The organism is Bradyrhizobium sp. USDA 4454 (genome assembly GCF_054822705.1).
This window is the reverse complement of the sequence record NZ_JBTRCN010000001.1, coordinates 6,482,375-6,503,833: the sequence shown is the minus strand read 5'-3', so window position 1 is coordinate 6,503,833 and position 21,459 is coordinate 6,482,375. Positions and strand designations below refer to the sequence as shown.

Annotated in this window: 22 protein-coding genes and 1 pseudogene; 7 read left to right on the top strand and 16 right to left on the bottom strand. The window is 65.3% G+C overall.

What is annotated here, in order from left to right; all coding sequences use genetic code 11:
- Positions 1-8: 8 nt before the first annotated feature.
- From ACVIW0_RS30245 to ACVIW0_RS30215, 7 genes are all read right to left on the bottom strand, one after another.
- Positions 9-251, bottom strand: coding sequence for an acetyl-CoA carboxylase (locus ACVIW0_RS30245; protein ID WP_456798898.1), 243 nt, complete (start codon positions 249-251; stop codon positions 9-11).
- A 41-nt stretch (positions 252-292) separates the two neighbouring features.
- Positions 293-1,021, bottom strand: coding sequence for a 5-oxoprolinase subunit PxpA (gene pxpA / locus ACVIW0_RS30240; RefSeq protein ID WP_461355671.1), 729 nt, complete (start codon positions 1,019-1,021; stop codon positions 293-295).
- A gap of 92 nt (positions 1,022-1,113) precedes the next feature.
- Positions 1,114-2,301 (bottom strand): ABC transporter substrate-binding protein, encoded by a 1,188-nt coding sequence (locus ACVIW0_RS30235; RefSeq protein ID WP_461355670.1) that lies wholly within the window; start codon positions 2,299-2,301, stop codon positions 1,114-1,116.
- A 31-nt stretch (positions 2,302-2,332) separates the two neighbouring features.
- Positions 2,333-3,406: a branched-chain amino acid ABC transporter permease gene (locus ACVIW0_RS30230; protein ID WP_461355669.1), complete on the bottom strand. Its 1,074-nt coding sequence runs from the start codon at positions 3,404-3,406 to the stop codon at positions 2,333-2,335.
- Positions 3,407-3,409: 3 nt separating this feature from the next.
- A complete protein-coding gene (locus ACVIW0_RS30225; protein WP_461355668.1) occupies positions 3,410-4,324 on the bottom strand; it encodes a branched-chain amino acid ABC transporter permease in 915 nt (304 codons plus the stop codon).
- A 1-nt stretch (position 4,325) separates the two neighbouring features.
- Positions 4,326-5,048, bottom strand: a complete 723-nt coding sequence (locus ACVIW0_RS30220; RefSeq protein ID WP_461355667.1) for an ABC transporter ATP-binding protein — start codon at positions 5,046-5,048, stop codon at positions 4,326-4,328.
- Positions 5,045-5,818, bottom strand: coding sequence for an ABC transporter ATP-binding protein (locus ACVIW0_RS30215; protein WP_461355666.1), 774 nt, complete (start codon positions 5,816-5,818; stop codon positions 5,045-5,047). Before ACVIW0_RS30215 ends, ACVIW0_RS30220 begins: the two co-directional genes overlap by 4 nt.
- Before the next feature lie 100 nt (positions 5,819-5,918).
- On the opposite strand from ACVIW0_RS30215, the gene ACVIW0_RS30210 reads away from it, so the two are divergent.
- Positions 5,919-6,839 (top strand): LysR substrate-binding domain-containing protein, encoded by a 921-nt coding sequence (locus ACVIW0_RS30210; protein WP_461355665.1) that lies wholly within the window; start codon positions 5,919-5,921, stop codon positions 6,837-6,839.
- 56 nt (positions 6,840-6,895) lie between these two features.
- On the opposite strand, the gene ACVIW0_RS30205 is transcribed toward ACVIW0_RS30210, so the two are convergent.
- The 8 genes and pseudogenes from ACVIW0_RS30205 to ACVIW0_RS30170 form a co-directional block, all read right to left on the bottom strand.
- Positions 6,896-7,714 (bottom strand): MetQ/NlpA family ABC transporter substrate-binding protein, encoded by an 819-nt coding sequence (locus tag ACVIW0_RS30205; RefSeq protein ID WP_461355664.1) that lies wholly within the window; start codon positions 7,712-7,714, stop codon positions 6,896-6,898.
- 55 nt (positions 7,715-7,769) lie between these two features.
- Positions 7,770-9,111: pseudogene (locus tag ACVIW0_RS30200) on the bottom strand (LLM class flavin-dependent oxidoreductase).
- A 43-nt stretch (positions 9,112-9,154) separates the two neighbouring features.
- Entirely contained in the window at positions 9,155-10,108 is a 954-nt protein-coding gene (epsC, locus tag ACVIW0_RS30195; protein WP_456798890.1) for a serine O-acetyltransferase EpsC, read from the bottom strand.
- A gap of 18 nt (positions 10,109-10,126) precedes the next feature.
- Positions 10,127-10,699: a flavin reductase family protein gene (locus ACVIW0_RS30190; RefSeq protein ID WP_461355663.1), complete on the bottom strand. Its 573-nt coding sequence runs from the start codon at positions 10,697-10,699 to the stop codon at positions 10,127-10,129.
- A gap of 40 nt (positions 10,700-10,739) precedes the next feature.
- Positions 10,740-11,969 (bottom strand): acyl-CoA dehydrogenase family protein, encoded by a 1,230-nt coding sequence (locus ACVIW0_RS30185; protein WP_461355662.1) that lies wholly within the window; start codon positions 11,967-11,969, stop codon positions 10,740-10,742.
- A 42-nt stretch (positions 11,970-12,011) separates the two neighbouring features.
- The gene (locus ACVIW0_RS30180) at positions 12,012-13,016 is read right to left on the bottom strand and encodes an NrtA/SsuA/CpmA family ABC transporter substrate-binding protein (RefSeq protein ID WP_461355661.1); all 1,005 of its coding nucleotides are present in this window, start codon (positions 13,014-13,016) and stop codon (positions 12,012-12,014) included.
- A 10-nt stretch (positions 13,017-13,026) separates the two neighbouring features.
- Positions 13,027-13,752: an ABC transporter ATP-binding protein gene (locus ACVIW0_RS30175; RefSeq protein WP_461355660.1), complete on the bottom strand. Its 726-nt coding sequence runs from the start codon at positions 13,750-13,752 to the stop codon at positions 13,027-13,029.
- Complete coding sequence (locus ACVIW0_RS30170; protein WP_461357471.1) at positions 13,749-14,504, bottom strand: ABC transporter permease subunit; 756 nt, start codon at positions 14,502-14,504, stop codon at positions 13,749-13,751. Before ACVIW0_RS30170 ends, ACVIW0_RS30175 begins: the two co-directional genes overlap by 4 nt.
- 83 nt (positions 14,505-14,587) lie before the next feature.
- Here ACVIW0_RS30170 and ACVIW0_RS30165 point away from each other — a divergent pair, with 83 nt between their 5' ends.
- Together ACVIW0_RS30165 and ACVIW0_RS30160 are read left to right on the top strand one after the other, a co-directional pair.
- A complete protein-coding gene (locus ACVIW0_RS30165) occupies positions 14,588-14,896 on the top strand; it encodes a hypothetical protein (RefSeq protein WP_461355659.1) in 309 nt (102 codons plus the stop codon).
- A gap of 22 nt (positions 14,897-14,918) precedes the next feature.
- Complete coding sequence (locus ACVIW0_RS30160) at positions 14,919-16,013, top strand: LLM class flavin-dependent oxidoreductase (RefSeq protein WP_461355658.1); 1,095 nt, start codon at positions 14,919-14,921, stop codon at positions 16,011-16,013.
- A gap of 5 nt (positions 16,014-16,018) precedes the next feature.
- Here the strand turns inward: ACVIW0_RS30160 and ACVIW0_RS30155 are convergent, their stop codons facing one another.
- The gene (locus ACVIW0_RS30155; RefSeq protein ID WP_461355657.1) at positions 16,019-17,359 is read right to left on the bottom strand and encodes an LLM class flavin-dependent oxidoreductase; all 1,341 of its coding nucleotides are present in this window, start codon (positions 17,357-17,359) and stop codon (positions 16,019-16,021) included.
- 313 nt (positions 17,360-17,672) lie between these two features.
- On the opposite strand from ACVIW0_RS30155, the gene ACVIW0_RS30150 reads away from it, so the two are divergent.
- From ACVIW0_RS30150 to ACVIW0_RS30135, 4 genes are read left to right on the top strand one after another with little or no spacing between them, the layout of a single operon-like run.
- Positions 17,673-19,301, top strand: coding sequence for an FAD-dependent oxidoreductase (locus ACVIW0_RS30150; protein WP_461355656.1), 1,629 nt, complete (start codon positions 17,673-17,675; stop codon positions 19,299-19,301).
- Positions 19,298-19,618 (top strand): 4Fe-4S binding protein, encoded by a 321-nt coding sequence (locus ACVIW0_RS30145; RefSeq protein ID WP_461355655.1) that lies wholly within the window; start codon positions 19,298-19,300, stop codon positions 19,616-19,618. The genes ACVIW0_RS30150 and ACVIW0_RS30145 overlap by 4 nt, the downstream gene beginning before the upstream one ends.
- 50 nt (positions 19,619-19,668) lie before the next feature.
- Complete coding sequence (locus ACVIW0_RS30140) at positions 19,669-20,793, top strand: methionine ABC transporter ATP-binding protein (RefSeq protein ID WP_461355654.1); 1,125 nt, start codon at positions 19,669-19,671, stop codon at positions 20,791-20,793.
- Positions 20,783-21,448 (top strand): methionine ABC transporter permease, encoded by a 666-nt coding sequence (locus tag ACVIW0_RS30135; RefSeq protein ID WP_461355653.1) that lies wholly within the window; start codon positions 20,783-20,785, stop codon positions 21,446-21,448. The genes ACVIW0_RS30140 and ACVIW0_RS30135 overlap by 11 nt, the downstream gene beginning before the upstream one ends.
- Positions 21,449-21,459: the final 11 nt, after the last annotated feature.

Below are 21,459 nucleotides of genomic sequence, written 5' to 3'. Positions count from 1 at the left end.
GGAATGCCCTAGACGTCGATTTCGGCGATCGGCTGGCCGGCCATCACGGCGTCCTCGTTCTCGACCAGGAAGCCGATGATCTTGCCGGTGACGCCGGCCTTCACCTCGTTGAACGATTTCATCACCTCAATAAGCCCGATCGTGTCGCTCTCGGCGACGACGTCGCCGTCGTTCTTGTAGACCGGCTTGTCGGGTGCGGGCTTGCGATAGAAGATGCCCGGGAGCGGCGAGAAGATCTGCTGGGTGGCCATGGTTTCCTCTTTGAGAATCTTTGGTTCGTTGCCGCGACCGTTCAGCGCGCGGTGAGATAGGGACGGACCGCCTCGCGGACGGCCTCCGCGATCGCGACCGCATTCGGCGTGTCGGAATGGATGCAGATCGAATCGGCGCCGACCACGATATCGTTTCCCGCCACCGTGCGCGTCTTGCCTTCATTGACGGCCCTCGCGCACCTTGTAGCGGCGTCGGCCGGATCCTTGGCCTCATGCTCGCGGGTGATGATCAGGCTGCCGTCGCCATTGTAGTCGAGGTCGGCATAATACTCGGCGACGAAAGCGTGGCCGCGCCGCTCGTAGATCTTCTGGTGCAGCGTTCCCTTCATGCCGAGGAGCGGCACCTTGTAGACATCAGCGGCGTCCGCGATGGCTTCGGCGATCTCCTCGTTGCGCGACGCCATGCCGTAGAGCGCGCCGTGCGGCTTGATATGATTGAGCGGCATGCTCTCGGCATCGAGGAACGCCTTGAGCGCGCCGATCTGATAGAGCAGGCAATTGGCCAGCTCCTCGCGGCCGATCTTCATCTCTCGACGACCAAATCCCTGGAGATCCGGCAGCGAGGGATGCGCACCGACCTTGACGCCGAACTGCTTGGCGAGCTGCACGGTCTTGCGCATGTGATTGAAGTCGGAGGCATGAAAGCCACACGCGACGTTCGCGACGTCGATATGGGGCATCAGCGCCTTGTCGTCGCCCATCTTGTAGAGGCCATAGGCCTCGCCCATGTCGCAGTTGATCACGACCATCTCCTTGGTTCCTTCCAGCAGCATTGCAAAAGTACGAAGGCTGCGCCGCCCCGGTTCGCAGCAGGTGCGGCCGGGCGCGGCGCGTTGCCGGCTTATTTCGACACCAGATAATCGAGTGGGATCTTCTCCGAGATCGTCCACTGGTCGATCACTTTCGGCTTGCCGGCCTCGGTGTCGACGATCAGGTAACGGCCCTGGTTCTGGTGGTGGATGTCCTTGCTGAAGGTGCGCGGCCCGAACAGCGTGGCCTCGTTGTTCATCTTCTCGAGCTCAGCCACGACGGCTGCCGCATCGGTCGACTTGGCGCGTTCGACCGCCTTGGCCCAGACGTCGATCAGGACGTAACCCGGATAGACGTACTGGCTGGACGGGTCGCCGCCGGTGACCTCCTTGTACTTCTTGTTGAACTCGTTGACCTTCGGGTTGGGATCGTCGCCATAGACCGAGCCCTGCACCGGAACATAGAAGTTCGACAGGTCCGGCACGGCGTTCATCCAGTAGCTGCCGTCGACGCCCGAGCCGTTGAGGATCATCGACTTGATACCGGCGGCGCGGATCTGCTTGATGGCGGAGACGGCGCCCGGCATCATCGTGCAGAGCATGATGGCGTCAGGTTCCGTCGGCAGGCTCTTGATCCGCGTGATCTGCGAGGCGATCGAGGCATCGTCGTTCTTGAAGGTATCGCTGCCCACCAGCTTGGCCTCCTTCAGGCGCGGCAGCATCCAGTCGAAGCCGTCGCAAATGCCCTTGTTGTAGACTGTCCAACTGTCAAGCAGCCGATAGAAGCTGCGCGCGTTCTTCTTGGTGTAGGCCCATTCCGACATCGTTGCGCCCTGCACCGCCGCCAGCACCGAGGCCGAGAACGAGAACGGGCCGACGCCGGGGATGCCGGCCTTGATCGACTCGGCGCAAAGGAAGAAGGAAACCTTGCCGGCGGCTTGCGCCTGCAGCGCCGCGGGCGCGCCGAAATCGTAGTCGCAGGAGACGATCACGAGATCGGCGCCCTGATCGAGCACCGCAAGACCGGCCTTGGCGCCTTCGGCCTGGTCGGTCTTGGTGTCGGCAAACACCGGCTTGATCTTCTTGCCGAGCAGGCCACCGGCCTTGTTGATCTCGTCGATCCGGATCAGCGCCGCGTCCTGCGCCGGCTTGTCGTAGGCCTGCATGAAGCCGGATGCCGCAGTGGCAAATCCGACGACGATCTCGTCGGCCGCCTGTGCCGGTGTGAACCAGAGCGTGGCTGCTCCGGCCAAGATGCCAAGTAATGTCGTAATGCGCATAACCCCACTCCTCCAGTTGTACAAACAAGCGTCAGTGCAGTTCCTTCAGTGCGGTCTGGACCGGCCGTGTCAGGCGCCGCTGCAACGGCCATCGACGCCAGGAGAACTCCCGGTTGCGGGTCAATCCCGTCGGCAGGTACATCAGGATCGCGATGGTGATGATGCCGATTGCGATTTCCTGGACGCCGTTCGGCAGGCCGATGGTGTGCCCGCCGAGGCTGACGCCCTTCTCGAGATCGCGGAACAGCTCGATCAGCACCGATATCGCGACCACGCCCGAGACGGCTCCGCTGAGGCTGTACATGCCGCCGACCACCAGCATCGACAGCGTGATGAAGGTGGTCCGCAGATAGAATGCGCCGGGATTGACGATGCTCAGGAAATGCGCATACAGCGCGCCGGCGAGCCCGATGATGAAGGCGCTGACGACGAAGGCGATCAGCCGCTCGCGGACGATATCAATGCCGGAGGCGCTGGCCGCGACCGATTCGTCGCGGGTGGCGCGCAGCGCGAGGCCCGAGCGCGAGATCGAATAGAGATAGGCGATCGCGATCGCCACCGCGCCACCGATCCATCCGGTCCAGACGTTCATGGTGGGCGGAATGCCGACAATCGAACCTTGCCCGCCCGTCACCGAGTCCCAGTTCGAATAAACGTTGTTGATGACGCCGAGCAGGCCGAAGGTCGCGATCGAGGCGGCAATGCCCGACAGGCGCATGATGACGCGCCCGACGATCAGCGCGAACAGTGCCGCAAACAGACCGGAGATCGGCGTTGCCACCCACATCGGCAGCTGGGTGTGGAGCAGCCATGTCGGCAGGCCCTTGAGCGTGATCGACTTCATGACCGGCGGAATGGTGAGCCAGGCGGTCATATAGGCGCCGAGGCACATGAAGCTGATATGGCCGAACGACAGCAGGCCGGAATTGCCGACGAAGACGTAGAGCCCGACCACCACCATGATGTTGATGAACATCTCGACCATGGTGCGGTTGAAGGCGCGACTGCCGAATTGATAGGACAGGGCGGCCATGATGAGCAGCGCCACGATCAGCACGATCGGCGTGATGATCGTTTGCCGGATGACGGACGGCCGCTGCGACATCGATCAGACCCTCTGCTTAGCGGATTTCGGTGCGAACAGGCCCTGCGGTCGCACCAGAAGGACGACGATGACGGCGCCGTAAACGAAGGCGTCGCGGAACACACGGGCATCATGCGGCAGGGTCGCCTGGAATACGACGCTGGCCGCACCGATCAGGAAGCCGGCCGCAACGGCGCCGGGAATGCTGCCGAGGCCGCCGATCACGGTCGCGATGAACGCGATCAGCATCACGTTGGCGCCCATGCTGATGTCGGCGGTGCCGGAATTGGTCGCCAGGATCAGGCCGATCGCCGCCGCCAGCATGCCGCTGATGGCAAAAGCCAGCAGGATCACGCCGTTGGCGCGAACCCCGAGCATGCGTGCCATGGTGAAATTGTCGGCGGCCGCGCGCATCTCGAGACCGTAGCGCGTGCGCTTGAGGAACAGAACGAGGATCACCAGCACGGCCAGCGTGATGATGATGGTCACAACCTGGAGCATCGGGATGTGGGCGCCGAGGAACTCGACCGGCAGGCCGAGGCTCGGCCACAGCGTGATCGACTTCGGCCGGCTGGAAAACAGCATCAGCAGGAGATGGCGGATGACGAAGCCGAGCGCGAAGGATGCGATCATCATCGTCGCCGGATTGGCGTTGCGGAAGCGGCGGAACACGACGATCTCCGACAGGATCGACAGCGCGGCGCCGATCAAGAGCAGAAGCGGGATCAGCAGGTAGAACGGCAGCTGGCCGGCAAACACGATCGCTGCCGCATCGATCGACGGCCACAGCATGGCGAAGACGCAAAAGGCGATGAAATCGCCGTGGGCGAAATTGACCAGCCGCATCACGCCGAAGATCAGGGCGATGCCGAGCGCGCCGAGGGCATAGAGGCTGCCGAGGCTCAGGGCGTCGAAGATGATCTGGAGCAGCTCGCGCATCTCAGTGATCTCCGAAGCCGAAATAGGTCTGCCTCAGGCGATCGTCCCTGACCATCTCGGCCGCGGGGCCTTCGAGTACGATGCGTCCGCCGCGGATCAGGACCATCCGTCCGCCCGTCATCAAGGCGCGCGTCGAGCTCTGTTCGACGATCAGGAGCGTGAGCTTGCGCTGGGCCCGCAACCGCAGCAGGATCTCATAGACCTGGTCGATGATCTTCGGCGCAAGGCCGAGCGACGGCTCATCGATCGCCATGATGCGGGGCGCCGCCATCAACGCGCGGCCGATCACCAGCATCTGCTGCTGGCCGCCGGATAGCATGCCCGCCGGAGTGTGGCGGCGCTCCGCCAGCATCGGGAATTCCTGGTAGACCCGATCGAGATCGCCGTCGATCTTCCTGCGGTCGGCCCGCATGCCGGTGCCGACCTTCAGATTTTCCTCGATCGTCAGCGCCCCGAAGACGTTGCGTCCCTCCGGCACCAGCGAAAAGCCGCGCCGGGCAATGTCCTCGGGCGCGGCACCCGTGATCTCCATGCCATCGATCATGATGGAACCGGACCCCGGCGGTACGACGCCCGCGATGGCGTTGAGCAGCGTCGACTTGCCGGCGCCGTTCGGGCCGGTCACAAACAGGATCTCGCCCTCGTCGACGGTCAATGTCACGCCGCGGAGCGCCGTGAGGCGCCCATAGCTGACCGTGATGTCGTCGACGGCGAGGGCGGTCATGATGCGACGGCCACTTCGGCAGTCACCTGCGCAATCAACTCGTCGCGTTGCGTGCCCATATAGGCATGCCGCACCGCGTCGCTGTCGCGGATCTGGGCCGGTGGGCCGACTTCGATGACCTCGCCGGAGTCGAGCACGAAGATGCGCTCGCAGAGCTCGAGCACGAGGCCGATATTGTGCTCGATCAGCAGCACGCCGACATTGAGCTCGCCCGCGATCCGGCGGATGATGGCGGCGAGCTCGTGGCTCTCGAGTTCCGACATTCCCGCCGCCGGTTCGTCGAGCAGCAGATATCGCGGCGTGCACATGATGGCGCGGCCGATCGCAACACGGCGCTCGTCCGTATAGGGCAGCGCGCCCGCAATGGTGTTGGCGAGATGCGAAATGCCGAGCCATGCCATGACCCGCTCGGCTTCGCTGATCGCGTCGGGCCGGCCCTGGCCAAGGCCGACGCCGGTCACTTCCAGGTTGTCCATGACCGGCAGGTCGCGGAATAGTCGACCCGACTGGAACGTCCGCGCCACCCCTTTGTGCCGCAATTTGTGCGCCGCAATGCCGTTGAGGGTCTCGCCCTCGAGCTCCACGGTGCCGGCGCCGACCGGCTGGAAACCGGTCAACACATTAATAAGGGTGGTTTTGCCGGCCCCGTTGGGGCCGATCAGCCCGGTTATGCGCCCGCGCGGCACGGCCAGTGTAACGTCGGACAGCGCCTTCAGGCCTTCGAATTGGACGCTGACATCGCGCGCGACCAACTCCAAACCGTCCGCCATCATCTCAACGCCTTTTCGCCCGCACCCAACAGATTGATCTTTCCGTTACGTCGGGGGATTGTAAAATTCGAAATATCGTTCGCTGATATCGGAAAATTTTATGTCTCTGACGTTCCGTCAGGTTCGGCATTTTATTGCGACGGCGGAGAGCGGCCGCGTTTCGGCGGCCGCGGCCGCGTTGAGCGTGACGCAGTCGGCCGTCACCTCGTCGATCAAGGCCCTCGAGGCCGAGCTCGGCCGCAAGCTGTTCGACCGCCACTCCAATGGCGTGACGCTGACCTTTGACGGCCACGAATTCCTGCAGCGCGCCCGCGCCATCGAGGCGAGCGTGTCAGATGCGATCCGGGGACCGCATCGCTGGGGAACTCAGGTTGACGGCACGGTCGACGTCGCCGTGAGCTACACCGTCGCCGGATATTTCCTGCCGCCGCTGCTGTCGCGGTTCTGGCGGTCCTTTCCGGGCATCACGGTCCGGCTGCACGAGTTTCAACGCGATGCGATCGAGCAGAGCCTGATCAGCGGCAGCGTCGATGCGGCGATCATGCTGATCGCGAACCTGCACGACCGCAACTCGATTCGCTCGCGGCTGCTGCTGCGCTCGCCGCGCCGGCTGTGGACATGCGTCAATCATCCGCTGCTGCGCAAGGACAGCATCAAGCTGTCCGACCTGGCGAGCGAGCCCTATTTGATGCTGACAGTCGATGAAGCCGAACGCTCGGCGATGCGTTACTGGCAACATACGGCGCATGTGCCGAACGTCATCTTCCGCACCCTGTCGGTCGAAGCGGTTCGCAGCATGGTCGCGACCGGCATGGGCATCACCATCCTTTCCGACATGGTCTACCGTCCCTGGTCGCTGGAGGGACATCGCATCGACCTCAAGACGCTCGACGACGATGTCCACACCATGGATGTCGGGCTGGCCTGGAAGAACGAGGCGAAGCTGTCTCCGGCGGCGCGCGCGTTCTGCGAGTTCGTCGCCCATTCCTATCCTGGCGCCGAGCCGGTCGAGTTCGACTGACGTCCGCGCTACGGCGGGTAACGGCTGCTCGCGGGGCCGTCACAACTCTCGGACGGTCATTTCAGGTAATCCGGCAGCGTAAACCCGTCATAGAACCGATCCGACAGGATCGCGGTCTTGAAGGTCTGCGATTTGTAGCCGGCAACGATATCCTGCGCCCACGCAGAATCCGCATTGGCCTTCTTCACCGCGACCACGTTGACATAGGGCGTCGTCATCTTTTCCAGCGCGAATGCATTGGTCAACTTCAAGCCGCTGTAGATCGCGAAGTTGCCCTGGATGGCGGCGAAGTCGACGTCGTCGAGTGCGCGGGGCGCTTGTGCCGCTTCGAGCGGCACGATCTTGATGCCGCCGGGATTCTTGATGACGTCGAGTTCGCTGACGTCGACTGGCTTGGAGTCGCGGATCTCGACGAGGCCGAGGTCGCGCAGGATCCAGAGCGCGCGCTGCAGATTGACGGGATCGTTGGGTACGGCCACGGTCGAGCCGGGCTTGATCGGCGAGCCCACCGCGTGCTTCTTCGAGTAGAGTCCCATCGGCGGCGTCGGGACGTGGACGATGCCGACGAGGTCGGTCCGCTGCCGTTCGTTGTAGGAGTTCAGGAAGATCGTGTGCTGCATGACATTGGCGTCGATCTCACCCTTGAACACGGCATTGTTGGCCTCCAATCCGGTCGAGAACTCGACATAGCGGATATGGTAGCCCTTCTTCTCTAGCTCCGGCGCGACGCCGACCTTGAACTCGTCGATGTAGGGGCCCGGCACAAAGCCCACCTTCAAATCTGACCTCGCTGATGTCTCAGCGTGCAGGGCTGTGCCGGACAGCACGATGAAGGTGGCGAGGGCCGACAGGAAACGGGTAAGCGCGGTGGTCATTGGAATCGTCAAATCCTTGGTTTCTGGGCAAATATCAACGCGACTCACGGACGCGTCAGGCGATCGCCTTGATCGATCCGGAGAACAGGCTTTCCGGCCGGTCCAGGCCGTAATGGTCACGCAGCGTCGTGCCGCGCATACTCGTCGCGGAACAGGCCGCGCTTGCGCAGGATCGGCACCACCTGCTCGGCGAAGAGATCGAAGCCGCCAGGCAGCCAGGGCGGCATCACGTTGAAGCCGTCGGCCGCGCCATTCTCGAACCAGGCCTGGATGTTGTCGGCGATCTTCTCCGGCGGACCCGCGATCACCCAGTGACCGCGCGCGCCCGCCAGCCGCTGCACCAGCTGACGGATGGTCGGCTTCTCGCGATCGACGATGTCGACCACGAGCTTGAAGCGGCTCGCCACCCCGCGGGCGCTGCCGGTGTCGATCAGATGGCGCGGGAAGGGCCCGTCGAGATCGAAGCCGGAGAGGTCGAGCCCGATCATCTGGCGCAGCTGGGTCAGTGAATATTCCGGCTGGATCAGCTCGTTGAACTCGTCCTGCAGCCGGTCGGCCTCGACCTGCGTGCTGGCGATGAACGGGCTGATGCCGGGCAGGATCTTGACCTGGTCGGGGTTGCGGTCGAAAGCGCGGGCCTGTCGCTTGATGTCGGCATAGAATTCCTGGGCGCTGGCCCGCGTCTGATGCGCGGTGAAGATCGCCTCGGCAAAGCGCGCGGCAAAGGCGCGTCCATCATCGGACGAGCCGGCCTGGACATAGACCGGCCGTCCCTGCGGCGTCCGCGAGATGTTGAGCGGACCGCGCACCCGGAAATGCTTTCCGACGTGGTCGATCGGGTGAATTTTGCCGGTGTCGGCGAATACGCCCGACGCGGGATCGTTCACCACGGCGTCGTCTTCCCAACTGTCCCACAGCCGCGTGATGACATCGAGATATTCCCGCGCCCGCTCGTAGCGTTCGTGATGCGGCGGGTGCTCGGGCAGGCCGAAGTTCTGCGCCGCCTGCGCCGTGCTCGTGGTGACGATGTTCCAGCCGGCGCGGCCGCCGCTGAGATGATCGAGCGACGCGAACAGGCGCGCAAGGTTGTACGGCTCGGTGTAGGTCGTCGATGCGGTCGCGATCAGGCCGATGCGTTTGGTCGCGACCGCGATCGCGGCCAGCCAGGTGATCGGCTCGAAGCGGAAGCGTTGCGCATAGCGGACATTGTCGGCGAGCGCCGGTCCGTCGGCGAAGAAGATCGCGTCGAATTTCTGGGCCTCGGCGCGCTGCGCCAGTTCCTGGTAGTAGGTGACGTCGAGGACGCGATCCGCGGCAGACCCCTTGTAGCGCCAGGCCGCCTCGTGATGCCCGCCGGGATAGATGAAGAGGTTGAGGGAAAGCTGCCGTTTGCTCATGTCGGTGCTCGCAGGTTCTGCTTGGTGTATCGGAGGGGGCGGCTCAGGCGCCGCTCGAGCTGTTTCGTGCGGTGGCCTGCGTCACAATGCTGTTGGGCGGCACGTCCTTGGTCAGCCAGACGTTGCCGCCGATGGTCGACCCGCGGCCGATCGTGATCCGGCCGAGAATGGTTGCGCCGGCATAGATCACGACGTCGTCTTCGACGATCGGGTGACGCGCGTCGCCCTTGATCACAAGGCCTTCGTCGTCGGTCGGGAAGTGCCGCGCGCCGAGCGTGACCGCCTGATAGACCCGGACGTTGTTGCCGATGATGGCGGTCTCGCCGATCACGACGCCGGTGCCGTGATCGATGAAGAAGCCCGAGCCGATCCGGGCGCCGGGATGAATATCGATGCCGGTCCTGGTGTGGGCGATCTCCGACATCAGCCGCGCCACCAGCCGGGCACCGATCTGGTAGAGCAGGTGGGCAAGGCGATGGTGGATGATGGCGGTCATCCCGGGATAGCCGATCAGGATTTCGGGAAAATTCCGTGCCGCCGGATCGCCGACGAACGCCGCCCGCAGATCGTTGATCAGGAGCCCGCGCACCTGCGGCAGCTGGGCGGCGAAGCCGCGCGTCAGTTCGATCGCCTCCTCTTGCACAAAGCCCGGCTCAAGCTCGTCGCCGACAAACAATGCGCCGCGATGAATCTGCGCACTGAGCGAATCCAGCGCCGTGCTCAGCGTGTTGCCGACGAAATAATCGATGTTCTCGCCGTCGAGATCCGATTGGCCGTAGTGACGTGGAAACAGCGCCTCGGTGAGGCCGTCGAGGATCAGCTCCAGCGCGTCGCGCGAGGGCGCACGGCGAGGCTCGCCGTCGCGCCGGATGCTGTGGGTCTCCTCGCGCGACGTGCGCAGCTCGGCCACGATCCGGTCGAGCTGCCAGCGACCCGGTGCTCTGCCGACCGTGCCGGCTGACGACGGAGGCGACGGTGGTGGTGTTTCGCGCTTCATGCGGTGCCCCTTCCTGCCCTAACGGACATGCGCCAAGGGAATGCTGACCTCGGCCAACAGGTCGAGATCGGCTTCGTGATCGATCTGGACATACTGTCCATTCCAGTAGGTGAGGCCGGATAGCCGATGCGACAGCTCCATGCTGGAGAGGCGGCCGACGATGATGCCGTGGGAGTGCCGCTCGATGATCTCCTCGACCTGGCATTCGACGACGGCAAGCGACCGCAGCAGCAGCGGCACGCCGGAGGCTCCATGCGTCCAGTCGGTGCCGTCGAAGCGCTCACGGCCTCTCAGCTGGCTGTTGCTGAAGCGCTCGGCCAGGGCCTGCTGGTCCGAGCCGAGGATGTTGACGCCAAACAGCCGATGGCGGGCGATCGGTGCGAACGACGAGGCCTGCCGGTTGATGCTGACCAGGAGCCGGGGCGGACTGGCGCTGAGCGAGGTCAGCGAGGTCACGGTCATGCCGGTGATGTCCTCGCCCTGTCCGGCGGTGATGATGCAGACGCCGCCGGGGAGGCGGCGCATGACAAGGCGGAATTGACGCTCGATCTCGTGGTCGGCGTCGACGAGATGGATATCCGGCTTGCTCATCGGGTGACTCCCTTGTCTTGCCGCGCCGGATCGGGCCTCGCTAGAAGAAGCCCTTGGCGGGCAGCGGCGTGCCGCTGATCTCGTATTGTCCGATCGAACGCGTCTTGAAGGTGTTCGGATTGTGCGACGCCAGCGTGCGCGCGTTGCGCCAGTGGCGGTCGTAGTTGGTCGCCTTCTTGGTGGCGGATGCCCCGCCGACGTCGAACAGCAGGCTGCCGCTCCGGATCGCGAACTCATCCGCGACGATCTTGGCCTTGGCCGACAGCAGCGCGGCCCTGTGCGCGGCATCGACGGCGTTCGCCTCGCCGGCATCGAAGGCGTCGGTGGCGGCATCGAGCGCTTCGGCGGCCGCCAGCACGACCGTCTCGGCCGCGAACGCGCCGCTCGCGATCTGGCCGACGGTTTGTTGCAGCAGCGGATCGTCCGCCGGAACCTCGCTCGGCGCGTAGTAGAAGGTCCGCTTGCGGGTCCGCACCAGGGCGGTGGCGTCCCGCAGCACGGCGCGCGCGATGCCGGCATTGATCGCGGTCAGGAACAGCTGGGCAAACGTGTTGGAGTAGGGGATGCCGTAGCCGGCATCCGGTGCATCGAACACGACTTCCTGCCGCTTGACGCGCACATTGCGGAAATGCGTGGTGCCGGTCGCCGTCAGCCGTTGCCCGAGGCCATCCCAGTCGTCGACCAGCTCGATGCCGTCGCGCGTGACCGGAATCAGCACGGCCGCGTTGGTCGCGGATGCATCGGCGGTGCGGACCAGCACGTAGTCCGAATACAGCGTCCCGGTGCTGTAGTATTTGGTGCCGTTGAGCAGGTAATCGTCGCCGTCGGCGGTGAGCGTCGTGTTCGGTGTGACATTGCCGACCTTTGGCGTGTCGAGCTCGGTCGCTGCAAGGCCGATGATCGCACCCTCGGCGACCGCTTTCTGCCACTGCCTGTGCTGCTCGTCCTTCGGCCGGCGCACCAGCCGTTCGACGACGCTGAAATGGTTGCGCAGGATATGCGCGACATTGGCGTCGGCTTCGCCGAGGCGTATGACGATCTCGAACAGGGCTCGGATCGACAGGCCGGCGCCGCCGGCCTCGAGCGGAAGCCGCAATGCGCCAAGGCGGGCCTTGCGAATGAGGTCGATCTCCGCAAACGGCAGCACGCGTTCGCGCTCGCGGTCGCTGGCTCCTTCCGCGATACGGCCGAGCAACGCGTCGATATCGCGCGCATGATTGCCGAGGCGGCCGGCGGGCTCCAGCGAAGTGGCGGTGACGGGCTTGTTCATGGATCTTTTCCGAATGGTGGTGATCGAGTTGACGGTCGTTGATCAGACCTGGGCCAGGTGGTCGGTGACCTTGATCGGCTCCGTGAGCACCTTGCGTGCGACCAGCCAGTCGGCAGCGCGTTGCAGCTCGGCAAGGAAGCTCTCGTCGTTGGCGGCGAAGTAGCGATACTGCCGGTTCAGCGCGATGAACCGGTCGCGGACCTGGTCGCTGTACTTGCCGGCCTTCTGCGCGATGTATTCGGCGTCCTTGCTGTTCTCGGAGATCCATTTGCCTTCGGCGCGGAAGGCATCATTGACGGCGCGGACCAGCGCGGGATTCTCTGTCGCGAATTTCCTCGTGGTCAGATAGGACGTGTAGTCGATCTGGAACTCGAGATCGCGGCCTTCCAGGAAGATGTCGTGCGCCTTGTATTCGAGCCGGGCGATATCGACGCCGGGGCTCCACATCGACCAGGCGTCGACCTTGCCGGAGGCCAGCGCCGGCGCTGCATCCGGCGGATTGAGATAGACGAACTTCACCTTGGAGCGGTCGACGTTGTGCTTCTCGAGTGCTGCGACCAGCAGGAATTCGCCGAGACCGGAGCGGTTCACCGCCACCGACTTGCCGACCAGGTCCTCGACCTTGGTGATGCCGGAGTCATCCCGCGCGATGATCGCGGTGGTGCGGGGCTCGTAGACCACGAACTGGGTGAACACCAGCGGCGAGCCGGCAATGATCGCGGCGAGCGCCGGCGTCGTGCTGCCGCCAAAGCTGAAATCGGCGCTGCCGCCGGTCACCGCCTGCAGCGTCGGGGCATGATTCGGAAACGGTCCCAGCCACTCGACCTTGATGCCATCCTTGGCCAGCAGCTTCTCGAACTCGCCGCGTTCCTTGGCGATCAGATTGAGCCCGCTCAGGCCCCAGGTCAGGCGGACCGTGTCGATGACGCGGCCGTTCGCCGCCTGCGCGGACTCGCAGAAGTCGAATCCGGCGAGCGCGCCGATGCCGAAGGCCGCGCCGCCAAGGAAGCTGCGACGAGTGGGCTTGGTGAGCTGGGAGGGAGACATCAAGTGATCCTCAAGCAGGGATGGGGTGAGCGGCGCCGACGCCGAGCTCCGCGAGCAGGTCGGTGCGTGCGATCGGTGCTGCGCCGTTGCGTTTCATGCGGTGCTCGAACGCGATCCGGCCTTCGCGCATCACCAGGATGCGGTCGGCAAGCGCGATCGCCTCGTCGACGTCGTGGGTGACCAGGAGAACGCCGGGCCGATGCGCGTCGACCAGCTCGCGCACCAGATCGTGCATGCGAATCCGGGTCAGCGCGTCGAGCGCGGCAAAGGGCTCGTCGAGCAGAAGCAGCTCGGGCTCCTGCACCAGCGCGCGTGCCAGCGCCACGCGCTGCGCCTGTCCGCCGGAGAGATTGCGCGGCCAGTCATCGAGCCGGTCGCCGAGCCCGACCTCGGTAAGTGCGGTCGCGGCACGCTGCCGGGCGTCGGTGGCGTTGAGGCCGAGCGAGACATTGCGCCACAGGCTGTCCCACGGCAGCAGCCGGTGCTCCTGGAACACGACGGCCGGCCGCCGCGGCGCCGTGATGCGCCCGCCGTCGATCGGATCGAGGCCGGCCAGCGCCCGCAGCAGCGTGGTCTTGCCGCAGCCGCTCTCGCCGAGCAGGACGACGAACTCGCCGCGCTCGATGCGCAGATTGAGGTTCTCGATCACGACGCGATTGCCGTAGGCGCGATGCAGGCCGGTCACCACGACGGCCGGCGCGGCCGCGCTCAATGAGGGCGCCACGTGCACGGTCATCGCGTGCCCCCATAGTTCGGATGCCAGGCCAGCAGCCGTCGCTCCAGGGCGCGCGCGATGCCGTCGGCGGCGACGCCGATCAGCGCGTAGACCACGATGGTCAACACGATCACGTCGGTACGCAGGAATTCGCGCGCATCCATCGCGAGGAAGCCGATGCCGGATTGGGCGCCGATGGTCTCCGCGACCACCAGCGCCAGCCACGCGGTCGCCAGCGCATAGCGGACGCCGGTCAGGATCGAGGGCAGGGCGCCGGGCAGGACAACGCGCCGGATCAGCTCAAATGTGCCGAGGCCCTGGACGCGGCCGAGCTCGACCAGTTTTGGGTCGACCTGCCGGATGCCAAGCGTGGTGTTGATATAGATCGGGAAGGCGACGCCGAGCGCGACCAGGAAGATCTTCTGCGCTTCGCCGACGCCGAGCCAGACGATCACCAGCGGCAGCGCGGCGAGGAACGGGATCGCGCGGATCATCTGAATGCTGCGGTCGATCGCAGCCTCCGCGATCCGCGAGAAGCCAACGAGGATGCCGAGCGCAAACCCGATGCTGCCGCCGATCGCAAACCCGGACACGGCGCGCAGCAGGCTGACGCCGAGATCGTTCAGCAGGCTCCCCGATGTTGCGAGCTTGAATGCCGTCCGGACCACCTTGCTTGGAGCCGGCAGCACCTGCGGCGAAAGCCAGCCGGCCTGCGCCAGCGATTCCCAGACGATGAGAAGCACGAGCGGAGCAAGCCACGACAGCAGCAGCATGCCGCGCCGGCCGATCTCGAATCGTGCCGTCCGCGCCGTCGACGCGGAGCGATCGCTGCGTTGCGCGGTATCGAAGGCAATCGATGCCGCGGCCTGTTCGAGGTTGCTCAAGTCTGTTCCGTCCTCGTTTCAACGCGCGCGAACATCATCGATCTCGCGCGGCGCGGCTCATCGTTCTCTCGCTCGACGGTTTGCCGTCGTTCGAAAGAGAGCGCCGCTATGCGACGCAAACTGTCCCACGATTTTTCGCGGACAGAAATAGAGCCGTATTCCAATTGTCGCTGCGTTCGGAGTTTTCTCGTTTCCCGGTGCGCGCGGCACGGCAAGGAAAATCTTTTGATGCGCCGCTGCTTGATCTGCGGGCATGCTTCTTCGAAAACACGGCGGTGTAACTGGAGATATCGGAGAGACGGCATGTCGGCACGACCGCTTCGCTTTGGCATCTGGGCGCTGGTCCATGGTTCGCGCGGTGCCTATCAGGATCCGGAGGAGCCGTATGATGCATCATGGGAGCGCAATCGCGATCTCGTGCTTGCAGCCGAGGCGCTGGGCTATGATTCCACGTTGATCGCGCAGCACACGATCAATCCGCATCAGGAGGATTTCGATCAGCTCGAGGCCTGGAGCGCGGCGGCGGCCGTTGCCGCATTGACGAGCCGGATCGAGATCATTGCGGCTATCAAGCCCTATCTCTATCACCCGGTGGTGCTCGCCAAGCTTGCGCTCGGGATCGAGAACATCAGCCGCGGACGCTTTGCGATCAACCTGGTCAATGCCTGGAACCGGCCCGAACTCGACAAGGCCGGCATCGGCTTTGCCGAGCATGATGCCCGTTACGCCTATGGACGGGAGTGGATCACGATCGTCTCGCGCCTGATGCAGGGCGAAAGGTTGACCTACAAGGGCGAGCATTTCGACGTCCGTGACTATCTGTTGCGCCCGACGAGCCGCTATCGGCCGCGGGCGTTGATCTATGTCGGCGGCGAGTCGGAGCCGGCGCGCGCGCTGGTCGCCGACCATGGCGATGTCTGGTTCATCAATGGGCAACCGCTCGAGGATGTCGCCGGCCTGATTGCCGATGTCGCCGCGCGGCCGCGGACGTCAGCGCCGCTCCGTTTCGGGCTGTCGGCCTTCGTCGTCGCGCGCCAGACGCAGGCCGAGGCGCAGGCTGCCTATCAGCGGCTGCTCGAGCTGTCGCGGCGGGACGCGCCGGTGAAGGCGATCCAGCGTCAGAACACCGATCCGAAGGTCGTGATGATGCAGACCATGCAGAAGTCGGAACGGGTCGGCAGCAATGGCGGCACCGCCGCGGGGCTGGTCGGCAGCTATGACGAGGTGGCGGCTCGGATCGGGGCGTTCCATGCCGCCGGGATCGAGTTGTTCATGCTGCAATTCCAGCCTTTCGAGGCTGAGATGGAGCGCTTTGCGAAGGAGATCATCCCGCGCGTTCGCGCCGCGTCATCTGTTGCAGCGACCGACACTCCGCCGCTGGCGGCCGGATCGCGCTAGCTGCGTTACGCGGTGGCCACAGTCCCGATCCGCCGCGCAAAGCGGCTGATCGGCCGCGGCAAGCCGAAATGCTCACGCAGGGTGGTGCCTGCATAATCGGTTCGGAACAGGCCGCGCCGCTGCAGGATCGGCACCACGCTATCGACGAAGACCTCGAGCCCGGTCGGCAGCACGTCCGGCATCAGGTTGAAGCCGTCCGCCGCGCCCGCCCTGAACCAGGATTCGATATCATCGGCGATCAGTTCCGGCGTGCCGACGATGATGCGGTGTCCGACACCGCCGCCGAGTGCGCGCAGCAGCTGGCGGACCGTGAGGTTGCCGCGCCGCGCGATGTTCACGGTACCCTGGAACATGGTGTGGTTGGCGTTGGCCGGCAGCGGCAGCGGATCGGGCAGCGGTTTGTCGAGCTCGAGGATGTCTGGATCGACCTGCAATGTGCCGGCGAGACGAGCGAGGCTGTATTCGATCGGGACCAGCTCCCACAGCTCATCCTGCCGCCGCTTCGCTTCGGCTTCGGTGCTGCCGATCACGGTGGCAAGTCCTGGCAGGATGACGATGCAGTCGCCGGTGCGGCCATAAGCTGCGGCGCGGGCGCGCAGATCGCGCGCATAGGCGACGCCTTCGTCGATCGTCTGCGCCAGCGTGAACACGGCTTCGGCCTGCGCGGCGGCCAGATCGCGGCCGTCGCTCGAGCCGCCGGCCTGCACGGTCACCGGGCGGCCCTGCGGCGAACGCGGCACGTTGAGCGGACCGGCCACGGCGTAATGGGCGCCGCGATGGGCGATCGGATGCACCTTCGACGTATCGACAAACCGGGCGGTGGTCTTGTCGCCGACAAAGGCGCCATCCTCCCAGCTGTCCCACAGCGCATGGACGACTTCGGCGAACTCCTTGGCGCGCTCATAGCGGGCCCTGTGCTCGAGCACGTTGTTGAGGCCGAAATTGCGGCCGGCCGCCGCGTCGGCGGTGGTCACCGCATTCCAGCCGACGCGGCCGCCGCTTGCGAGGTCCAGCGTCGCGAAGCGGCGCGCGATGTTGTAGGGCTCGTTATAGGTGGTCGAGGCGGTCGCGATCAGCCCGATATGGCTGGTCGCCGCGGCGACCGTTGCCAGCACGATGGTCGGCTCCATCGACATGAACGATCGATAGTCGATGCGGTCGGTGATCGCCGGCGTGTCCGCCAGGAAGATCGCGTCGAGCTTGCCGCGCTCGGCTATCTTTGCGACGCGCACGTAATGGCCGACGTCGAAGCAGGCGCGCGGATCGCTTTCCGGCAGCCGCCAGGCCGACGCATAGACGCCGGAGTGCAGCAGATTGACGTTGAGATGAAGCTGACGATCGGACATGGCTGCCACGCGGTGAATGAGATGGATTCCGAAATATCGCCTGTCGCGCGACAAGGGAACGAACGGCTGGCGCGTGCATGCAAAAAGAAATATCCGCCTCCGCCGCGTGGTTTGCGGACAAAACTCGTTTTCCTCTCCGGCGTTGGACGAAACGTCCGCCGCGCCGGTGCATGATTATTCTTCCCTGAGCTGCGGCAGGGGAAGCTTCGTCCAAGTCCGTTCAAATATCTGAAATTGCCAGAGCCGCACGCGCGCGTAAGCATATTGCTGCGGCGCATCGTAAGCGATCGGTGCCGCGTGGAGAGGCTGGACGATGACTTCCAACGATCGACGCGCCGAACGGCGGGCCGCAACGGACGGCTCGGTTGAGTTCGACGCCGATGTTCTGGTGATCGGCGGCGGGCCGGCGGGCACCTGGGCTGCGGTAAGCGCCGCTGAGCGCGGCGCGCGCGTTGTGCTCGCCGACAAGGGGTTTTGCGGCACGTCGGGCGCGACCGCGGCCGCCGGCACCGGTGTCTGGTATGTCGATCCTGATCCGGCGCTGCGCGAAGCCGCGATGGCCAATCGCGAAAAGCTGGGCGGGTATCTGCAGGATCGCCGCTGGATGGCGCGGGTGCTCGACCAGACCTATGAAGACAGCAATCGTTTGGCGGCCTGGGGCTATCCTTACCCGGTCGATGACAGCGGCAGGTCGCAACGCAATTCGTTGCAGGGGCCGGAATACATGCGCCTGATGCGCAGGCGCACCAAGCAGGCCGGCGTCACCATTCTCGATCACAGCCCGGCGCTCGAGCTGCTGGTCGACGATGACGGCGCGGTTGCCGGTGCCAGCGGCGTGCGCCGGCAGAAGCACGATCGCTGGATCGTGCGCGCCAGGGCCGTCGTGATCGCGACCGGCGGCTGTGCATTCCTGAGCAAGACGCTGGGCTCGAACGTGCTGACCGGCGATGGCTATCTGATGGCCGCGGAGGTCGGTGCCGAATTCAGCAGCATGGAGTTCTCCAATCCTTACGCGATCTCGCCGGCATTCGGCTCGGTGACCAAGACGCTGTTCTACGGCTGGGCGACCTTCAGCTACGAGGACGGCAGCGTGGTTCCCGGCGCGGCATCCAAGGGCGGCCGATCGGCGATCGCGCGCGCATTGCTGCAAGGGCCGGTCTACGCCCGCCTCGACAAGGCCGATGACGAGGTGCAGCGCGACATGCGCGCATCGCAGCCAAATTTCTTCCTGCCATTCGATCGCACCGGCATCGATCCCTTCAGTGAGCGGTTTCCGGTGACGTTGCGGCTCGAAGGCACCGTGCGCGGCACCGGCGGCCTTCGCATCGTCGACGACAGCTGCGCCACCAGCGTGCCGGGGCTCTACGCCGCCGGCGATGCGGCGACGCGCGAACTGATCTGCGGCGGCTTCACCGGCGGCGGCAGCCACAATGCCGCCTGGGCGATGTCGTCGGGGAGCTGGGCCGGCTGGGGCGCTGCCGGCTACGCCCGGCAGCTCGGCCCGGCACGCCAGCGCCGCCTGGCCTCCGCCGGCGCCGTCGCGTTCCGGAGTCGATCGCGCCGTCCGTTTGAGCCGGCTGCACTGGCGCGGGCGGTTCAGGACGAAGTCTATCCGTATGAGCTGAATTACTTCCGGCACGCGTCGCGGCTCGAGGGCGCGCTGGCGCGGCTCGATGCGGCGTGGGCCAATGCGTCGGCGGCCGACGCCGCGAGCAAGGATGATCTGCTGCGCGCCCGCGAGAGCGCGGCCATGCTAGCGACGTCGCGCTGGATGTATCGCAGCGCGCTGGCGCGTACCGAAAGCCGCGGCATGCATCGCCGCGACGACTATCCCGATCAGGACGATCGGCAACGCTACTATTTGACGAGCGGCGGGCTGGATGAGGTCTGGACCGCGGTCCGGCCGCACGCCGACGCCACTTACGCCGAGGCCGCGGAATGATCGAGGTGATCGACGCCGAACGCTGCACGTCCTGCGACATCTGCGTGAATGTCTGCCCGACCAATGTGTTTGACAAGACGGATGGAATTCCGGTGATCGCCCGCCAGAGCGATTGCCAGACCTGTTTCCTCTGCGAACTCTATTGTCCCGAGGACGCACTTTACGTCTCGCCTTATGCGGATACCCCTTGCCCGACGGATGTAGTCGCGCTACGGCAGACTGCCGCATTGGGCAGTTACCGGCGCGCGGTCGGCTGGACCGACGAGACGCGCGATCTCCGCGGCATCGACCGCAGCTATCTGCTCTTCGGTCATTGACTCCGGGCTGGGCCCGGCGACCGAAGCCATCTGCCAATTGGACCGATTGAATGAATGTACATCAATCCCTGACGACGGCGCAGCCCGTTGCGCCGCTGCCGTCGATATCGCCCGCATCGGGCACGAACGATGCGATGATCCGCTTCGAGGGCGTATCGAAGGTCTATCCGGCCTATCGTGACAAGCCGAGCGTGCATGCCTTGCAGGCGATCGATTTCGCGATCGCGCGCGGCTCGATCACCGGCGTGATCGGTCGCTCCGGTGCCGGCAAGTCGAGCCTGGTTCGCCTCATCAACGGGCTTGAGAAGCCGTCGACCGGCCGCGTCGTCGTTGATGGCAGCGAGATCTCCGCGCTGGCCGGCCGCGAACTGCGCCTGGCGCAGCGCTCGATCGGCATGATCTTCCAGCATTTCAACCTGCTGTCGTCGCGTACGGCGGCGGATAATATCGCGCTGCCGCTCGAGATCGCCGGCTGGTCCAGGGCCGACATTGCGGTTCGCGTGGAAGAGCTGCTCGCGCTCGTCGGCATCGCCGACAAGTCCGACCGCTATCCCTCCGAACTATCCGGCGGCCAGAAGCAGCGCATCGGCATCGCGCGCGCGCTGGCGACGCGGCCGAACGTGCTGCTGTCCGACGAGGCGACCTCGGCGCTCGACCCGCAGACCACGCGCGCGATCCTGGACCTGCTTGCCAATATCAATCGCGAGCTCGGTGTCACGATCGTGCTGATCACCCACGAGATGTCGGTGGTCCGCCAGCTCGCCAAGGAGGTCGCGGTGATCGACGGCGGCCATGTCGTCGAGCGCGGCCACGTCGCCGACATCTTCACGCATCCCCGGCATCCGGTGACGCAGGCCTTCCTGTCCGAGGCGATCGGCGACAGCGTTCCGGTCTCCCTGGCAAGCCGGCTGTCGCCACAGCCGATTGCCGGCAGCAAGGCGGTTCTGCGCGTACAGGTGCGCGGCACCGAAGCCGGCGACACGGTGGTGGCGCGTCTGTCGCGCGAGCTGTCTCATGACGTGGCACTGCTGTCGGCCCGGATCGACGAGATCGGCGGCCAGCATGTCGGCTCGTTGATCCTGGGCATTCCCGGCGGTGAAGCCGCAGCCAGGCAAGCCCTGGCCTATCTGTCTCAGCATGACATTCTGGTGGAGCGTCTCGGCTATGTCGCGTGAACTCTTCAACCTGATCGTTCAGGCTACCGGCGAGAGCCTGTTCATGGTCTCGGTCGCAGCCCTGGTTGCGACCGTATTGGGCCTGCCGCTCGGGATCTTTCTCGCCACCAGCGGGAAGGGCGAGTTGTTCGCGGCCCCACCCGTCAACGGCATTCTCGGCGTGATCGTCAATGCCACGCGCTCGACGCCGTTCATCATCCTGGTGGTCGCGATCATCCCGTTCACGCGCCTGATCGCCGGCACCTCGATCGGTTCGGGTGCCGCGATCGTGCCGCTCACCATCGCGGCGACGCCGTTCATCGCCCGTCTGGTCGAGGCGGCGATCCGCGAGGTCGACGCCGGCCTGATCGAGACGGCATCCTCTTTCGGTGCGAGCCCATTGCAGATCGTGTTCAAGGTCCTGATCCCGGAGGCGTTGCCGGGCCTGGTGCTGGCCCTGACGCTCGCCGTCGTCAGCCTGCTCGGCTACTCCGCGATGGTCGGAGCGGTCGGCGGCGGAGGTCTCGGCGACCTCGGCATTCGCTACGGCTATCAGCGCTTCATGCCTGAGATGATGCTCGCGGTCGTCGTCGTTCTGATCGCGCTGGTGCAGACCGTGCAGACCGCCGGCGACTATCTGGCGCGCCGCGTCAACCGCCGGCTGCGCAATCGCTGAGGAAACGGGCC

Excerpts from the sequence above, each read along its gene's own strand:
- ACVIW0_RS30245 (WP_456798898.1), bottom strand. The coding sequence starts at position 251 with ATGGCCACCCAGCAGATCTTCTCGCCGCTCCCGGGCATCTTCTATCGC.
- pxpA (WP_461355671.1), bottom strand. The coding sequence starts at position 1,021 with ATGGTCGTGATCAACTGCGACATGGGCGAGGCCTATGGCCTCTACAAG.
- ACVIW0_RS30235 (WP_461355670.1), bottom strand. The coding sequence starts at position 2,301 with ATGCGCATTACGACATTACTTGGCATCTTGGCCGGAGCAGCCACGCTC.
- ACVIW0_RS30230 (WP_461355669.1), bottom strand. The coding sequence starts at position 3,406 with ATGTCGCAGCGGCCGTCCGTCATCCGGCAAACGATCATCACGCCGATC.
- ACVIW0_RS30225 (WP_461355668.1), bottom strand. The coding sequence starts at position 4,324 with ATGCGCGAGCTGCTCCAGATCATCTTCGACGCCCTGAGCCTCGGCAGC.
- ACVIW0_RS30220 (WP_461355667.1), bottom strand. The coding sequence starts at position 5,048 with ATGACCGCCCTCGCCGTCGACGACATCACGGTCAGCTATGGGCGCCTC.
- ACVIW0_RS30215 (WP_461355666.1), bottom strand. The coding sequence starts at position 5,818 with ATGGCGGACGGTTTGGAGTTGGTCGCGCGCGATGTCAGCGTCCAATTC.
- ACVIW0_RS30210 (WP_461355665.1), top strand. The coding sequence starts at position 5,919 with ATGTCTCTGACGTTCCGTCAGGTTCGGCATTTTATTGCGACGGCGGAG.
- ACVIW0_RS30205 (WP_461355664.1), bottom strand. The coding sequence starts at position 7,714 with ATGACCACCGCGCTTACCCGTTTCCTGTCGGCCCTCGCCACCTTCATC.
- epsC (WP_456798890.1), bottom strand. The coding sequence starts at position 10,108 with ATGAAGCGCGAAACACCACCACCGTCGCCTCCGTCGTCAGCCGGCACG.
- ACVIW0_RS30190 (WP_461355663.1), bottom strand. The coding sequence starts at position 10,699 with ATGAGCAAGCCGGATATCCATCTCGTCGACGCCGACCACGAGATCGAG.
- ACVIW0_RS30185 (WP_461355662.1), bottom strand. The coding sequence starts at position 11,969 with ATGAACAAGCCCGTCACCGCCACTTCGCTGGAGCCCGCCGGCCGCCTC.
- ACVIW0_RS30180 (WP_461355661.1), bottom strand. The coding sequence starts at position 13,016 with ATGTCTCCCTCCCAGCTCACCAAGCCCACTCGTCGCAGCTTCCTTGGC.
- ACVIW0_RS30175 (WP_461355660.1), bottom strand. The coding sequence starts at position 13,752 with ATGACCGTGCACGTGGCGCCCTCATTGAGCGCGGCCGCGCCGGCCGTC.
- ACVIW0_RS30170 (WP_461357471.1), bottom strand. The coding sequence starts at position 14,504 with ATGCTGCTGCTGTCGTGGCTTGCTCCGCTCGTGCTTCTCATCGTCTGG.
- ACVIW0_RS30165 (WP_461355659.1), top strand. The coding sequence starts at position 14,588 with ATGCCGCGGCCTGTTCGAGGTTGCTCAAGTCTGTTCCGTCCTCGTTTC.
- ACVIW0_RS30160 (WP_461355658.1), top strand. The coding sequence starts at position 14,919 with ATGTCGGCACGACCGCTTCGCTTTGGCATCTGGGCGCTGGTCCATGGT.
- ACVIW0_RS30155 (WP_461355657.1), bottom strand. The coding sequence starts at position 17,359 with ATGTCCGATCGTCAGCTTCATCTCAACGTCAATCTGCTGCACTCCGGC.
- ACVIW0_RS30150 (WP_461355656.1), top strand. The coding sequence starts at position 17,673 with ATGACTTCCAACGATCGACGCGCCGAACGGCGGGCCGCAACGGACGGC.
- ACVIW0_RS30145 (WP_461355655.1), top strand. The coding sequence starts at position 19,298 with ATGATCGAGGTGATCGACGCCGAACGCTGCACGTCCTGCGACATCTGC.
- ACVIW0_RS30140 (WP_461355654.1), top strand. The coding sequence starts at position 19,669 with ATGAATGTACATCAATCCCTGACGACGGCGCAGCCCGTTGCGCCGCTG.
- ACVIW0_RS30135 (WP_461355653.1), top strand. The coding sequence starts at position 20,783 with ATGTCGCGTGAACTCTTCAACCTGATCGTTCAGGCTACCGGCGAGAGC.